This is a genomic window from Rhizobium sp. BK376 (assembly GCF_004341625.1).
Classification (GTDB): domain Bacteria; phylum Pseudomonadota; class Alphaproteobacteria; order Rhizobiales; family Rhizobiaceae; genus Rhizobium.
On the sequence record NZ_SLZG01000013.1, the window covers coordinates 42,991 to 58,579 of the forward strand.

A 15,589-nucleotide genomic window follows, 5' to 3' on the forward strand; every position below is an offset into this window, starting at 1 on the left:
GATAGCCGAGCAACTTCCGTGCCGTTCCCCGGTGCGCTTCGGACCTGCGATCGAGAAAATGATTTTTTCCAAAAGGACATATTCTCCTTCGGGCCGAGATAGGCACACTGGACCCAAGGACGCGAAAACGCGCCGGGGATCAAAACAGAGACTGGGAAATCCGTGTCCGGATATTTATTCGACAACGCATTGTGTCTAGTGGAACGAGCAGGCCGCTTTGAAGCTGAGCGGTGGTCTGTAGAGATTGCCGGGAGCAAGATCATCTCGCTCCACGTCCCGGGAACCCCGATGCCGTCGGAGCGAGAATTCATCGATGCTTCCCATCTGCTCGCCATACCCGGTTTTGTCAATTGTCACAGCCATTCACCAGACAACATGACCAGGGGAATGACGGGGGATATGCCTCTTGAGCTTTGGTCTTTGACCTCCTCTGCGGCCCGCGAGAAGCGTGATCTTCGGGAGATTTACGTATCGACGATGCTCGGCGCTATCGAGATGATACTATCGGGAACGACCGCGGTTCTCGATCATGTCAGGATATCTCCCGATGTCGATCTAGACAGCCTTGACGCTGTTGCCGCCGCTTGGAAAGATAGTGGCATGCGGGTGGTGATAGCGCCGATCGTGTCTGACAAGAGCGTTGTCGACACCCTACCCTTCGAACCGGGCGACTTCTCAGAGGGCCAAGATTTATCCTCATACGGGAGGCGGCAACCGCTCCCCCCGGCGGAGCAAATGAGGATTGTCGAAGAGTTCTATAATCGCTGGAATGGCCAATCCGAAGGACGTATCAGCGTAGCGATTGGGCCATCCGGCCCCCAACGATGCTCTGATGCGCTTCTGCTTGCCGCGGGGGAGTTCAGCGAGCGTCACAACGCTATCCTTCATACTCACGCCCTGGAAACACGTCTGCAACGTGAAATGGGTTTCAAGCTCTACAGACGTGGCGTCGTCGCCCACCTCAATGAACTGGGTTTGTTAACGCCGCGCACCAATCTTGTTCATTCGATCTGGCTCGAGCCGGGCGATATTGAAATAATAGCCGCAGCGGACGCTTCGGTGGTTCACAACCCTGTCTCGAACGCGCGACTGGGCAGCGGCTATTGTCCGATCCCGGATCTTCTCGAGAGTGGTGTCCGGATAGGACTTGGCACGGACAGCGCCTGCTGCAACGACAGCGCCAATCTTCTGGAGACCGTGAAGTGGACCGCGTTGCTACACAATCTCCGCTCCGACAACGAAGAACGGTGGATCGGACCCGGGAATGCGTTGCGGTTGGGGACCTCCGGTGGTGCGAATGTCATCGGACTCAGCGGCGTTGGCCGCATCGAGCCTGGATATAGCGCGGACATTACGTTCTTTCGTTTGCAAAACCCGGCATTCAAGCCCCTCCACGACCCGACGCGCCAACTGGTTCTTTCCGAGAACGGGCGGGCAATTGACAGGGTGATGATCAATGGACGAATCGCCGTCTCGGACGGGCGGTGCACAAATATCGATGCATCCGCGATCTGGGACGAAGCGCAGGCCATCGCAGACCGTAGACGAATCGACGGAGCATCGGCGCATGTCGCCGCCAATGCTTTGGAGCAGCCAATTCGAAAAATGAGAAGTCGTTACGGAAAGCTTTGGGCGGAGGGATGCTCATGTCATTGAACTCAGCTTTGGAGTGGACCAAGCAGCCATTACGGTTTTTCCAGCATCTGCTGCGCGAGACAGACGCTGCGGATACGAGTGTTGACCAGCTGATCCGCGAGATCAAAAGTGTCCGCGCCAACGCATGCATCGTCATGGGGGGTGGTTTTTCAGCGTGGTATCCCACGGGTCTGTCATCGCAGACGGTCAATCCTCACTTGAGGAATGATTTCCTTGGGAATTTCCTGCAAGCCGCAAGGCAGGAACACATTCGCAGCTTGGTTCGAATGGATATCTCCAAGGGCCGCAACGGCATGCAGGAGTTGCAGCCGGACTGGTTCGTCCGGAAAGCTGATGGTGAGATCAGCTCAGTCTGGGAGATGCCGCAGATCTGCGCGACCGGGCCGTTCTGGCAGGAACAGGTATTCCAGATTCTCGACGAAATCCTCGACCGCTATCCGAATCTGGACGGTTTCTTCTTCAATTACCTGCATGTGCCCAGATGCCACTGCGAGCGTTGTCAGCGCATCGTGGCGGAAAAGACAGGAAGACCGGTTCCCGAGGCCGATCGAAGAGACCCCGTATTCGAAGCCTGGCGGCAAGATTTCCTGGCCGAGTACGTTGGGCGCATCCGTCGCTATATCCAAGAGCGCAACCCAGGGGCAGCCATCGTTCCCTACCACCACGTCCATGATGGCTGGAACATTCGCCGCATGGCCAAGGTCACCGATATCATAGGGTCCCAGGTCTCCAACCCGGTCATACCGAACCCGATCGATCCGCAACCGATATGGAATCTGTGGGCAGCCGAGGAAGCGCTGACCGCCCGCGCGCTTAAACAGCAATGTCCGCCGCTGCTCATTCAGACGACGTCCGAGGTTTTTGCAAGCAGACAGTCCGCCATGCCGGACGCGCGCCTCATCCACAATCTCGTTCAGGCCGCTGCTCATGGTGCGAGCACTGCTCCGGCGGTGAATGGCCCGCTTGACCAAAGCGATGCACGCTTCGTGCCAGCGTTGCAGGAATTCGGCGACTATCTACAGAGAAACGCACACTGGTATCGCGAACTCGGGAGCATTGCCCGGGTAGCCATACTCCGATCGGAAGAAAGCCGTCTTTGGGGGAAAGACGAGGGCCGCATGGGAGGTACGCCTGAAGGGACGGGCCATGTGGCGGAGTTCCGCGGAATCTGTGAGTGCCTTGGCGACCTCCGGTATCCTTACGACATCGTCGTGTCTCCAGGGCTCGAAATTGAAGACCTTGCCCGTTACGATCTGATAATTCTGCCTTGTACGAGCTGCCTTTCCGCCGGCGACGCAACCGTCCTCGACGCCTATGTCCAGTCCGGTGGACGAATCCTAGTAACTGCGGATTTCGGCGGGGCGGATGGTGAGGGTGCACCTCGCGACACCCCCGCTTTGGCAAGCTTGCCCGCGTTACCCGGGAAAGCTCGATCGGCGGTGGGTGCTTACCTGGAGCTCGGGAAAAAAGCCTTGAGCGGCGCGGTTGATAACATTCCTCATATCCCCGTCAGCGGGCAATTCTGGACGCCATTCGGCAACGGGGACAAAGAAGATGATCTGCGTATCATCGGCCCCTTCGCAAATAACGCCCCGGAATTCACGACCGTTGAAGGCCCGGGAAAAGAACCCGGATTGATCGAGCGCCGATTTGGCGAGGGGTATGCAGTCTGGCTTCCTTGGCGTTTAGGAGCGCTCTACCATCGCTCCTCGGTGCCTGAATTCAGATTGATTTTCGGCGCGATGGTAAAAAGCTGGATAGGCAGTCCACCGGTGCGCTCCACTGCTCCCACCGCGGTCGAGACTATCGTTTACCGTCATCCAGAAGGCATCGTATTGCACCTGTTGAACGGTGCCTCTGCGCAGACAAAAGGTTTGACTGAACTCACGCCGCTTGCGGGATTTGAGATCGCGGTCGAATGCGACGCCGAAAGCGCTTTCTTGCTCAACGATGGTTCGGGTCTACCCCTCACAAGGGAGGGTAAAATGGCCGTCATGCATGTCGACCGCCTGGATCATTTCCTCGCGATCGTTCTGACCAAGGTTGCGAAATAAAATCCTCATGCGTCGACCTTGATCCAAGGAGACGTTTCGTAAAGGAAAAGAAAAGGGTGAACAGATGAGAGATATCCTGAGACGACATTTCATGGTGGGCACTCTGGGTGTCGCCGCATCAGCGCTTCTACCCATCGGGGCGTGGGGACAGGGTCCCTCGACACTGGTCGTAGCCCAAGCCGCGGACGCCTACTCGATGGATCCGGCCAAACACTCGGCTTTCCCGACTGCCAACATTCTGTTTCAGATTTACGACGGCCTGGTCACACAGGACGAGCAGGGAAACATCGTTCCCGCGTTGGCGACGGAATGGAGCAATCCGGATTCTCTTACATGGCGCTTCAAGCTGCGCCAGGGTGTCAAATTTCACAATGGAGAAGTGTTCAATGCAGCCGCGGTCAAATACACCTTCGACCGCGCACTCGACCCGAACTTCAAAGCTCCCTATTACTCTCGGATATCCCAAATAAAAGCTGTTAACGTAGTCGATGACTACACGGTCGACTTCAAGACCGACAAGCCATTTCCAACAATGCTGCTCTCACTGTACGAAGGAAGCTTCCCTGCATTGATTGTGCCGCCTGCATACACGGCGAAGAGCAATGGTTCGGATCTCGGTGCGAAACCGATTGGCACGGGTCCCTATAGATTCGTCGAGTGGAAAAAGGACGATCGCGTCGTCCTCGAGGCCAATCCAGATTATTGGGGTGGAAAGCCCGCGATCGACAAGGTCGTGTTCCGCGCGATCAAGGAGACCCGGACGCGGATCGCGGAACTCGAAAGCGGCGGTGCAAGCATCGCGGTCGATATACCGCCGGAAGATATGCCGTCCTTACAAAATGACGAAACCAAGATCGCCTCGGTTCCGAGTGAGTTCCTGTATTTCCTTGCCTTCGATACGACGCGGGACACGCCGCTCAAGGACAAACGGGTCCGTCAGGCAATCAACTATGCGGTTGACGTGGATGCCATCCAGCAGGCGCTGTTAAATGGCATGGGAACACGAATTGCTCTGACCTTGCCTTCAAACGGTTTCGGCTATGACCCCGCATGGAAGCCCTACCCTTATGACCCGGCCAAGGCAAAGGCACTTCTCGCGGAAGCAGGATACCCTGACGGTTTCACGATCCCCCTCATGACCCGAAAAGGCCGGTTTATGAAGGACAGTGAGATTGTCGAAGCCACTGTCGGGTTCCTGGCAAAAGTGGGCATAAAAGCTGAGATTCAATATGTTGAGCCAGGAGTTTGGGGTCAGATATCAGAGAAACATGGTCGGGAAGGTATAACGTTCCCCGGTTGGAGTGGCCGCGATCCGAATCTCGTCTGGATGCCGCTTCTTCATACAGGCGAATATCAAAGCTACTACAGCAACCCGGAACTCGACAAATTGCTCGACGCCGGAGCGGCAACGATTGACGCAAACGAGCGAAAGGCCATTTACGCGAAGGCGGCCGCTATCATCAAAGAGGACGCACCGCATCTTCCTATGCTCCAGCCTCCGCTGATCTACGGCCTCGACGCCCGACTGACCTGGACACCCCGTCCCGATGGCATGATCGATCTCCGCAAAGCACATTTCTAGAGAACTCCCGTTTGCGGGCGGACAATCACTATCCGCGAACGATGACCTCTTGACGAAACGAGGCTGATTTGGCGAATTTTCTCCTATCCCGGCTCCTGTACGCGTTTGCCGTGCTTCTCGGCGTGTCCATTGCCGTATTCTTCTTGATCCGGATCGGCGGCGATCCATCATCGTTGTTCTTGCCTCCCGATGCATCGCTCGAAGACATCCAGCGCTTCCGACATCTGATGGGTTTCGACCGACCGCTGTTGCTCCAATATTGGGATTTTCTAAGCCGCGCGCTCCGCGGAGATTTCGGTATGTCGCTGCGCTACGACCAGCCGGCAATGCAGCTAGTCGTGGACAGGATGCCGGCCACACTCGAACTTGGGGGAAGCGCTTTCGTGCTTTCCATCATCCTGGCCGTACCTCTTGGAATCCTTGCCGCCGCCAATCGGGGGACTTTCATCGATCGGATAAGTCTTCTCATCTCGTTGGTTGGGCAAAGCTTCCCGGCGTTCTGGCTCGCAATCATGCTGATATTACTGTTCTCGGAGACGTGGCACCTATTGCCGCCTTCGGGACGGGGTGGCTGGCAACATCTGGTTATGCCGGCGATCGTCCTTGCCACGTATTCGACAGCGATCATCACCCGACTCCTACGTTCTTCGATGATTGAAGTGCTGCAGTCCGATTATGTTCGCACAGCCAGAGGCAAGGGTGTGCGGGAGAGCCGCGTCATCCTTTCGCACGCACTTCGGAATGCCGCAATTCCAACCATCACCGTCATCGGGCTACAGGTCGGCGCTCTACTCGGAGGGGCCGTGATTACCGAGGAGGTCTTTGCCTATCCGGGTGTCGGCAGGCTGGCAATTCAGGCGATCGCAAACCGCGACTTCACCGTCGTACAGGCCTTTGTCTTGTTTATGGCCGTTGTCATCGTCTCGATAAATCTCTTGGTCGACCTTTCCTACGGTCTATTGGATCCACGTTTGAGGACAAAAAAATGAACCAGTTTCTCAAGCGCTATCTTTCGAGCCGCCTTGCGGCAGTTGGACTGATGATCGTGGTTGTCGTTCTACTTGCCGCTCTCCTTGGGCCATGGATCGTGCCTTACGACCCCAGCGCGCAGGACATCCTGCAGCGCTTAAAGCCGCCGCTCTGGCATGGATCGGAAGGCATTCATCTTCTTGGGACCGACGCACTCGGCCGCGACATTTTCAGCCGCATCATCGCGGGAGCACGAGTATCGACATTGGTGGGCGTGAGCTCGGTCGTCATCTCCGGAGTTGTAGGCGTCACCTTCGGGCTACTTGCGGGCTACGACGAAAAATATTCCGGCCGTGTCCTCATGATGTTGACCGATATCCAGCTAGCCATTCCCTTCCTCGTGCTGGCGTTGGCGGTGGCCGCCGTGGTCGGCCCCAGCCTTTGGAATATCATCGCCATATTAGGATTGACGAATTGGGTTCAGTACGCACGCATAGTGCGTGCCGAATGCCTCGTGCTCCGAGAACGCGAATTCATCCAGGCCGCTCATAGCATGGGGATTTCGTCCCCCCATATTTTGACGAGGCATCTGCTCCCCAACGTCATGTCGTCGGTGATCGTCATATCAAGCTTGCTGGTGGCCAAGATGATCCTCTTTGAATCATCGCTGAGCTACCTCGGCCTGGGCGTTCCCGCCGAGACCCCGACATGGGGGACGATGATCTCAGACGGGCGCAACTACATCGCCACTGCCTGGTGGGTAGCGACCATTCCGGGGATCGCCATCTTCATCACGGTCATTGGGACCAATCTTGTCGGCGATCGGCTGCGCGATCTCCTCGACCCGCGTCTACAGCAAATGGAGGGTTGAGTGGCCAAAGAACCCGCCTGTTATGAAATTTTGATGTCCGGCTTTCCAGGGCGAACGCTACGAGGGTTCCTTGGTTGGAGCACAATCATTCTCCTGAAAAGCGACGGTGGATATTCGCTCTTTGATACAGGAGCGAGTGGTGATCGACCAGGGTTGATGAATGCTCTTGGCGAGCGGGGCATCGGTCCACGCGATATCCGGTCGGTGATATTATCGCACCTGCATTTCGACCACATGGCAAACGCCGAATGCTTCCCGGAAGCGGAAATCGTTCTTCATGAGAGGGAGTTCAATTATGCGCAGGACCATATCAACGACGACCCGGCGCTTTCTCGCTTCCAGGTGGAAGGTCTCTTCAGAAGCCCACGCTTGACCCTGGTTTCGGGAGAGCTTGAGGTTCTGCCCGGCGTTAAAATGATCTGCACACCGGGACATAGCGGCGGGCACGTATCTTTGGTTCTAACCGTTGAGAGTAAATGCATCGTGCTGGCTCAAGATGCTATCAAACACCGGGGAGAAATCGAAACGAGCGAGCCCTCAGGAGCCTTCGAAGCAAAGGCAGCCCGGGCCAGCCTGCGGCGCATCGTCGACATGGCGGATGTCATAGTTCCAGGGCATGACGGGCCACTTTTGATGAGCAAAGGCAATATTGTCGCCGCCTCAACTCCATCAGCCGAGATTAGCCTCACGCTCGATGGTCGCCGCTTCGTGATCGGGGGCTGAAGATGCTGACACTTCTTCACAATGCGTTTCTCTGCACAGGCCTGTCCGACGGCTTTTATCCCGATGGCGCGGTCCTTATTCGAGACGGTAAAATCGTCTGGGCGGGCTCCCGCAGCGAGATGCCTGCACATATGGAGATAGCAACCTCTCGGGACATGGGCGGGCGGGTTATCATCCCCGGCCTTGTCAACACACACGCCCATGGAGGGCTGTCGACCCATCGTGGATGTTGCGATGAAGGCGACCTTTTTGAGTGGGCGGCGGCCCTTGCACCCCACACTTCCCATCTCACCACCGACGATAACCGCCGCGGCTCCTATCTCGCGATCATGGATATGGTGCGGAATGGCATTACGACCGCGTGCGATTGTACGCGATACGGCGCAGGGGTCTTTGCATCGGTCGCGAGTGAAATCGGCATGCGGTCGCTGAGCGGTGCGCTTGCAAATTCTCCCGAGTTAAGGCCGAACGGACGACCAAACTGGCCGCTCGCTCTCGAGGAGACCTCAGCGGCAATCGAACTGCATCGAGGCAATCGTCTCGCCCGATTCTATCTCGGCGGACATTCACCATACAGCTGCACATCCGATCTGTTGCGCGACGTCAAGCGTGAGGCGGACCGGCTGGATTTGCCATTTGTAATCCATCTGGCGGAAAACCGTCGCGAGAATGAGATCGTGATGGCAAAGTATGGTCAGTCTCCCACCGCTTGGCTTGACAGGCTAGGTGTGTTGGACGCCCGCTCGATATTGGCGCACTGTGTCTGGGTCAACGAACCAGACATGGATATCCTTGCAAAGTCCGGTGCCGGGGTCGCTCACAATCCCACCAGCAACGCAAAGCTTGCCAGCGGTATCGCACCGATCCCCGCACTTCGCGAGCGAGGCATTCCCGTTGGTCTGGGCACCGACAGCACACTCAGCAACAACTGCCTCGACCTGTTCCAGGAAATGAAACTATCGGTGTTGTTACAGCGTGCCGTCAGCCTGGATGGCAAGATTATGGGAGCACGTGAAGCTTTCACCATGGCGACATCCGAAGGCGCTCGGGTTCTCAACTGGGACTCGGAGATTGGAACACTTGAAATCGGAAAAGAAGCCGATCTGGTGATCCTCAACCTAGACCATCCATTGGGTCTAACGCCCGAGCGGGTGCTGTCGGACGTCGTCTACCATGCCGGTCCGCAGCACGTGCACGGCGTCATGGTCGCGGGCAGCATGATATTCGAGAACGGCCGTCTAACCAAGGTCGACGAACCAGCTGTCCGTCATTCAATCCAGCAACACTACAAACATCATAAACATTAGGGAGTAACACCATGACGGACGCACCTGTCGGCCTGATCACCAGCGCGGCCTCGGAAAACCTCTTGAAAAACCGACGATCGGAATTTGTCTCCACTCCGTGGGGAGAAGCTGCGGTCCTCGTAGGCGAGATTGGACGACGGCAATCCGCCGTTATCCTGCGCTATGGCGAAAAGCTGACGCTTCCCAGCCACAAGATCAACTATCAGGCCAACATTTGGGCGCTACGTGAGCTCGGCGTTGAGTCCATAATTTCTCAAAATGCCATCGGGTCAGTAAATCCTGCGATCCGACCGGGCGATATCGTGATCTCCGACGACTTCCTCGACAAAACCAAATCCCGCGCGCAATCGCTCTTCGACCAAAGCGATTGCTGGGTGCGTGTGGATTTTACCGACCCGTTCTGCCCCCGTTTGCGCGCCGATCTGATTGCAGCGGCCGTTAAGCACAGCAATCGGGTCATCGAACGCGGCACATTCGTCTGTACTGAAGGGCCCCGGTTTGAAACTCCGGCAGAGATCGCGGCCTTCGCTCGAGAAGGCGGTGATATCGTCGGCACGCCGTTGGTTCCCGAGGTTATTTTTGCACGAGAAGCGGAAATGTGTTTCGCCTCCATCGCTCCCGTCATCAACTTCGGAGCTGGAATGGCTCCCGCAGTGGTCCATTTCGGCCCCGGGAGCATGAATGAAATGTACTACAAAAACGGTTTGCACGATCTCGTCGAAAAAACACTGATCGACGCGATTTCAGGTGTTTCCAACGATCGAACCTGCAATTGCGGTCATGCACTAGACGGAGGTTTCAACGGCACCCCGCCCGAATGGCTCAAACGCCGGGCGTAGAACAGAACAACGGGCCAATACACCGCACCAAGGTTAGATACGTGACCCCTGAATCGATACTCTCTGTACGCAATCTTACCACTTCGTTTCGCATGAATGAGGGTTGGAACCCTGTTGTCAAAAACATTTCCTTCGATATCGCTCCGCGGGAAACCGTGGCGATCGTTGGCGAGTCTGGCTCAGGCAAGAGTGTGACATCACTTTCCATTATGCGTCTTCTTCCGAAAAAGCTGAGCCGCATCGGGGGTCAGGTCCTGTTCCGGAACCGCGATCTGCTGTCGTTGCCGGAGGAGGAAATGCGACAGGTACGGGGCAATGAAATCTCGATGATTTTTCAGGAGCCCATGACATCGCTTAATCCGATCTTCCCGATCGGTAAGCAGATTGCCGAGGCATTGACCGTTCATAGGCATATGTCGAAAGCGGAAGAACACGCGGAAGTCATCCGCCTTCTCGAAAAAGTCCGAATTCCGAATGCGAAAAGCCGCTTTGCCGAGTATCCTCATCAATTCTCGGGCGGTATGCGGCAGCGCGTGATGATCGCGATGGCATTGGCGTCCCGGCCCAAGCTTTTGATCGCCGACGAACCGACAACCGCACTCGATGTAACCATCCAAGGCCAAATCCTCGATCTGATAAAAGCACTCCAGGAAGAAGAAGGCATGGCGGTTCTCTTCATAACCCATGACATGGGCGTCGTCGCGGAGATCGCGGACCGAACCATCGTTATGTTTCGCGGTGATGTTGTTGAGACGGATAGTACAAACCGCATCTTTGAACAGGGAAAACATCCATACACCCGAGCGCTAATTTCCGCGGTACCACGACTGGGTTCGATGGGTGATAGAGAGGTGCCTATGCGGTTCCCTCTTGTCGACGTCGCCAGCGGACAACGGCAAGACGTGGCTGACATAACCAACACCGTCGATAAAGCCAGGCAACCTGTTTTGAATGTCCGAGACTTGACAGTTCGCTTTGATATTCGTTCCGGTATATTTCAACGAAAAGTTGGCGCCGTACACGCCGTTGAGAAGATTTCCTTCAACCTGTTCCAAGGCGAAACCTTGGCGTTGGTCGGAGAATCCGGCTGCGGCAAGTCGACAACAGGCCGTTCGGTAACACGTCTGGTGACCCCGACTGATGGGGACATCACCCTCGATGGCCATGACATGATGAAGGCCGACGGGTTTGAGCTCCGCAATTTGCGGCGGTCTATACAAATGGTTTTCCAAGACCCCTTCGCTTCTCTGAATCCGCGTATGCGCGTCGGAAATGCGATTGCGGAGCCCTATGTCGAGCACGGCTTGGGGACAGCGGATCAAGCCCGAGAGAAGGCGGCCGACTTGATGGAGAAAGTCGGCCTGAGCGCCAACGAAATGACCAGATTTCCGCATGAGTTCTCTGGCGGCCAACGACAACGCGTTGCGATCGCCCGAGCTCTCATGCTCGATCCGAAAATAATCGTTGCGGATGAAGCGGTCTCTGCCTTGGATGTGTCGATCAAGGCCCAGGTCTGCAACCTGCTGCTTGACCTACAACAGAGTTTGAATCTCGCCTTCCTGTTCATCAGCCACGATATGGCGGTTGTCGAAAGGGTGAGTCACCGGGTTGCGGTGATGTTCCTGGGGGAGATCGTGGAAATGGGTCCCCGAGCCGCCGTCTTCGGAAACCCACAACATTCATATACCCGCAAGCTGATGTCCGCGGTTCCTGACCCAGATCCAGCCCGGCGATCCATAAAGCGAAATTTGCAAAGCGATGAAATTAAGAGCCCAATCCGTTCAACCGACTACGTCGCTCCCATCCGAAAATATCGGGAGGTCAGCGAGGGTCATATCGTCCAGATTGAAAACATAGCACTGCGTTGACTATCTTCCAGCGAGCCATCTCTCATCTGTCAGGCTTGTATGAGCCGACCATCATTGGCTTTCCATGTCAGCCCCAGATCATTCCCAAATTGTTGTCAAGTCGCTAGGGTTGCAAGGTCAGGTGGCTCGTGCCACTAGCTGACGTTTCTGTCTTGACTGAGCAGTCGGCTTCACGGCCATCTCGATCTCGATCCGGAAAAACTGATCTCCATTGATGAAACCGGCTTGTCAGCCCGCTCCCTAGCAGAGCCTTCGGCTGAAGCCATCCGCCAGATGTTCCGGCCGTCGGCCTTGGCGTGGTAGAGCGCTCGATCTGCCTCTTGAACGAGCGCCTCGCCGTCCACCCCATCCGCCTGCGCAGTCGCGATCCCGATACTGATCCCGATGGTGATCGACAGCCCTTTGATCAGGAAAGGCCTGCTGATCGCGCTAATGGACCGCTCTACCAAACCAACTGCTTTATTCTTGCTCCCGACCAACAGAATCGCGAATTCGTCGCCACCCAAACGGGCAACCATGTAGCCCTGCGCCTCCGCCTGCAGGCGCTGGGCGACGATCTTGAGCACGTCATCGCCGGCAGCATGCCCAAAGGTATCGTTGACCGGCTTGAAGCCATCGAGATCGAGGCAGCAGACCGTGATATCGCCGCCACTGCGTGATGACAGAGCCCGGTCCAGAGCTTTGTAGAACTGCATGCGGTTTGGTAATCCGGTCAGGACGTCGTGGTGAGCCAGACGGCTGGCCTCCGCCTCCGCGAGAATCCGCTCGCTGACGTCTGCAATGGTCAGTAGAAGCCGGCGCTCGGGACCGTCATGGAGCAGGCGGACGTAGATCATGACATGCCGCTCCCTGCCGATGGCTGTATGCTGCAACCAGACGGTTTTCGCGTCGCAATCGCAATCAAGGTCGAGGAGAGCGTTTGCAAACCGCTTGGCCTCGACATCGACATGCATGTCGCAGGCCCGCTTGGACAGCAGGACTGATTCATTGAAACCGTAAAATTCGACAGCTGCCCGGTTCGCCTCCAGAATTCGCAAGCTGTTGCCATCGCATAGAAGCATCGGCATCGGATTGGCGTCGAACAACTGATGGAGCCACTCCTCGCGCTGCTTCAGTTGGGTGATGTCGATGCGCATGCCGATTGCACCGCCGTCCGGAGTACGCCGATCGTCATGGCGAAGCCACCGGCCGTCTCGCAGTTGCTGCAATTCTTGGGAAACGGGCTGACGGAATTTCTGCATGCGTTCGCGCAGCCACTCATTCTTGTCGACTACGACCTCCCCCATGTTCCCGCCTGCGAGGCTCCTCTTTAGTAAGTCCTCGAAAGAAATACCTGGCGCCAGATATTCGGCAATGTCGGCATAGAGCTCGGCATATTTTTCGTTCCACAAGACGTATCGATCACTCGCATCGAAGACGCATACCGCTTCAGGGAGCATTTCAATCACATATCGAAGACGAAGATTCGCTTCACTGGCTCCCAGGCCCGGTTGGTCCTCATCCGTGGGTTCGATGAGGACAATCGTGTTCTCTCCGACCGATGATGGCCAAGTCAGTACCTTCACGCGATGGGGGATCATATGGCCGCTGGAATCCCTGATTTCGCAAAACGACCTTGGAGCCAACGGCCAGGCCGGCATCAGGTCAGGTATGGCGATCCCCAGCAGTTCACCACCGTAGCCAAGCAAGTTGCGGGCTTTCAGATTTGCGAAAACAATCGCGCCGTCTGTGTCGACTAGGAGCGCCGACATCGGACATGTCTCCAGAAGCACCTCAATATCCTCGACAAGCATCGGTATCTCTGGTCACCTGATCGTTTCGGAATGTCTTTTGCCCCGTCACCCTATGGACCGATAGTAAAGGAATAGAATAAGATTCCGCAAAAGGTTTCTCGAATGGCTTATGCTCGAGTTGAGAGCGTTCAAGCATCTGTGAACGTGCGTGTTTTGCCACGCCGAGAGTGCAGCCCATATGCTTAATCCAGATTCGATTAGCTCCTTGAAGGACACCTACATGAATATCGGCGTTTTTGGCGCCGGCTATATTGGCGGTACCTTGACCCGTCGCTTAGCGGCAGTTGGCCACAAGGTCTTCGTCGCCAATTCACGCCGCCCCGAATCACTTGCCGAGCTAGCTGCGGAAACAGTAGCGACAGCGGTAACCGCACATGAAGCTGCTCGTAGCGGAGATGTGATAATCGTAACGATCCAAGAGTCGAGCGTCCCGAATTTAACGAAGGATCTTTTCGACGGCGTCAGCCCGGAAGTCGTCGTGGTCGACACTGGCAACTATTACCCGCAACAACGCGACGGCAGGATCGCACCGATCGAGGATCGGCATGCCTGAGGGCGCCGCCCATGTCTATTTCCCGGCATCATCAGTTTCTTGCCTCATAGGTGCCGCGTCAAGCCGACAGTGCTGTGAAACACCTGCGTCAGATGGCTTTAATCGACAAATCCACAGAAGTGCATTTGATGGAAGCAAGCCTGAGACTATGAAGTTGGGAACAAGGGCCTTTCTGTCGTTTTTTGCTCTTGAAGCAATTTGAACCGACGACCTGCTCACAGCGCTAATCTTCAATGAAAATTCCGCGTCTTCACCTTCAGCGTGTCGATATGCAAATCGGGTATTTATCCCGAGCCCGAGACTATGCCGAGCCAGTTTCCTAAAGCCCGCGATTTCCGATAGGCCCAGATTCTAAGCTCGGCATAGTCTCTTGATGTGTACTCGGCTGGAATGCCAACAGCGGAAGTGACCAGCTCGTCTCAATGAAGCTCTCGGAACTCCTTTCGAGCTAGTGCGCTGTGATGTGGATAAGGTCGACCGAGTGCAAGTCTGCGACCGCGATCTGACTTCCGTTCGGCGAAATCGCCAGTCCCCCAGCAAAGTAGCTGATATGAATAATGGCGTCGGCCGTGTCTCCGCTAAAGGGCCGCCAAATGCGGATTGTATCCCAGCCGTCGGGAAAAACGAGGCCGCGCTGATCGTTGCTCCAAAGTATGGGCAAACTCACCCCGCATTCAGCAATATGGTCGGCGCAATCGTCGCCGACCCAGGCGGGAGAATGACTGGCGAGCAATGCGCCGTCCTCGATTCGACGTATATGGATCGCATCTCTATCTGCCGAAATGGCCTCCAAAACAGCGACAAGCTTTCCGTCTGGACTTAAAGAGTAGCCGTAATTCAAGGAGCTCGAAAATATCTTGAACTTGTCACTTAGGCGAGGATTGGCGACGATGGCGTTATCAGCGAGCGGAACGACGAGAACCGATCCATCATCGGAGAACTGCATCAGCCCGATGCCAGGGCGGCTCTCGTCAGGCAATTCAAAACTAGCGAGTACGTGCCAGTCTGCGGTGTCATAGACAATGACCGACTCCTTAGGAGCCAGCGCGCTATAGCCGACGGCCAACATCGAGCCGTCCGGTGACGGTGAAAAGACCACCGTCGCTTTCGAAAGGCTTTCCGAAATATCGCCACGCCGTGGCCCCTTGAAGAGAGTTCGACCATCTGCGAGATCAGTCACCGTAAATGCGGTGTCGTTGTCGTCGCCGCCGGGTGTCACGACGCGCTTCGCGTCAAGCATCTCGTGAAAGGTGAAAGGTGAAGGAAGTTCGCCTTGAAAATTCAATGAACCGTCTGAGCGATAGGAACGAACGCCATCGTAGCTATAAGCTACTAAATTCGGCATCGCAGAATTCCATCGTAATTGCGATGGCG

12 protein-coding genes are annotated in these 15,589 nt (G+C 56.0%); 10 read left to right on the forward strand and 2 right to left on the reverse strand.

The annotated features are described in order from the left end of the window. Positions 1-162: 162 nt before the first annotated feature. The 9 genes from EV561_RS24580 to EV561_RS24620 all read left to right on the forward strand — a co-directional run bounded on the left by EV561_RS24580 (position 163) and on the right by EV561_RS24620 (position 11,869). On the forward strand, positions 163-1,656 hold the full coding sequence (locus EV561_RS24580) for an amidohydrolase family protein (protein WP_132525405.1): 1,494 nt from the start codon (positions 163-165) through the stop codon (positions 1,654-1,656). Then, positions 1,647-3,710 (forward strand): alpha-amylase family protein, encoded by a 2,064-nt coding sequence (locus EV561_RS24585; protein WP_165927901.1) that lies wholly within the window; start codon positions 1,647-1,649, stop codon positions 3,708-3,710. The genes EV561_RS24580 and EV561_RS24585 overlap by 10 nt, the downstream gene beginning before the upstream one ends. A 64-nt stretch (positions 3,711-3,774) precedes the next feature. Then, positions 3,775-5,292, forward strand: a complete 1,518-nt coding sequence (locus EV561_RS24590; RefSeq protein ID WP_132525409.1) for an ABC transporter substrate-binding protein — start codon at positions 3,775-3,777, stop codon at positions 5,290-5,292. Positions 5,293-5,360: 68 nt separating this feature from the next. Continuing rightward, on the forward strand, positions 5,361-6,281 hold the full coding sequence (locus tag EV561_RS24595) for an ABC transporter permease (RefSeq protein ID WP_132525411.1): 921 nt from the start codon (positions 5,361-5,363) through the stop codon (positions 6,279-6,281). Further along, the gene (locus EV561_RS24600; RefSeq protein WP_132525413.1) at positions 6,278-7,132 is read left to right on the forward strand and encodes an ABC transporter permease; all 855 of its coding nucleotides are present in this window, start codon (positions 6,278-6,280) and stop codon (positions 7,130-7,132) included. The genes EV561_RS24595 and EV561_RS24600 overlap by 4 nt, the downstream gene beginning before the upstream one ends. After that, positions 7,133-7,855 (forward strand): MBL fold metallo-hydrolase, encoded by a 723-nt coding sequence (locus EV561_RS24605; RefSeq protein WP_132525415.1) that lies wholly within the window; start codon positions 7,133-7,135, stop codon positions 7,853-7,855. It abuts the gene before it with no gap. A gap of 2 nt (positions 7,856-7,857) precedes the next feature. Continuing rightward, on the forward strand, positions 7,858-9,162 hold the full coding sequence (locus tag EV561_RS24610) for an amidohydrolase (RefSeq protein WP_132525417.1): 1,305 nt from the start codon (positions 7,858-7,860) through the stop codon (positions 9,160-9,162). Positions 9,163-9,173: 11 nt separating this feature from the next. Beyond that, positions 9,174-10,001 carry an MTAP family purine nucleoside phosphorylase gene (locus EV561_RS24615; RefSeq protein ID WP_132525419.1) on the forward strand — a complete coding sequence of 276 codons (828 nt, stop codon included), beginning with the start codon at positions 9,174-9,176 and terminating at the stop codon, positions 9,999-10,001. Between the two features lie 41 nt (positions 10,002-10,042). Further along, positions 10,043-11,869, forward strand: coding sequence for an ABC transporter ATP-binding protein (locus EV561_RS24620; protein ID WP_245512888.1), 1,827 nt, complete (start codon positions 10,043-10,045; stop codon positions 11,867-11,869). A gap of 170 nt (positions 11,870-12,039) precedes the next feature. Here EV561_RS24620 and EV561_RS24625 read toward each other — a convergent pair whose 3' ends face one another. Then, positions 12,040-13,662, reverse strand: coding sequence for a diguanylate cyclase (locus EV561_RS24625; protein ID WP_132525423.1), 1,623 nt, complete (start codon positions 13,660-13,662; stop codon positions 12,040-12,042). Positions 13,663-13,840: 178 nt separating this feature from the next. Between EV561_RS24625 and EV561_RS24630 the strand changes: the two genes are divergently transcribed. Next, a complete protein-coding gene (locus EV561_RS24630) occupies positions 13,841-14,215 on the forward strand; it encodes an NAD(P)-binding domain-containing protein (protein WP_132525425.1) in 375 nt (124 codons plus the stop codon). Positions 14,216-14,663: 448 nt separating this feature from the next. Here the strand turns inward: EV561_RS24630 and EV561_RS24635 are convergent, their stop codons facing one another. Beyond that, positions 14,664-15,560: a hypothetical protein gene (locus EV561_RS24635; protein ID WP_132525427.1), complete on the reverse strand. Its 897-nt coding sequence runs from the start codon at positions 15,558-15,560 to the stop codon at positions 14,664-14,666. Between the last annotated feature and the right edge of the window lie 29 nt (positions 15,561-15,589).

What these genes read in the sequence shown, in the direction of transcription:
- EV561_RS24585 (WP_165927901.1), top strand. Translation starts at nt 1,647, where the DNA reads ATGTCATTGAACTCAGCTTTGGAGTGGACCAAGCAGCCATTACGGTTT.
- EV561_RS24590 (WP_132525409.1), top strand. Translation starts at nt 3,775, where the DNA reads ATGAGAGATATCCTGAGACGACATTTCATGGTGGGCACTCTGGGTGTC.
- EV561_RS24600 (WP_132525413.1), top strand. Translation starts at nt 6,278, where the DNA reads ATGAACCAGTTTCTCAAGCGCTATCTTTCGAGCCGCCTTGCGGCAGTT.
- EV561_RS24610 (WP_132525417.1), top strand. Translation starts at nt 7,858, where the DNA reads ATGCTGACACTTCTTCACAATGCGTTTCTCTGCACAGGCCTGTCCGAC.
- EV561_RS24615 (WP_132525419.1), top strand. Translation starts at nt 9,174, where the DNA reads ATGACGGACGCACCTGTCGGCCTGATCACCAGCGCGGCCTCGGAAAAC.
- EV561_RS24625 (WP_132525423.1), bottom strand. Translation starts at nt 13,662, where the DNA reads ATGCTTGTCGAGGATATTGAGGTGCTTCTGGAGACATGTCCGATGTCG.
- EV561_RS24630 (WP_132525425.1), top strand. Translation starts at nt 13,841, where the DNA reads ATGCTTAATCCAGATTCGATTAGCTCCTTGAAGGACACCTACATGAAT.
- EV561_RS24635 (WP_132525427.1), bottom strand. Translation starts at nt 15,560, where the DNA reads ATGCCGAATTTAGTAGCTTATAGCTACGATGGCGTTCGTTCCTATCGC.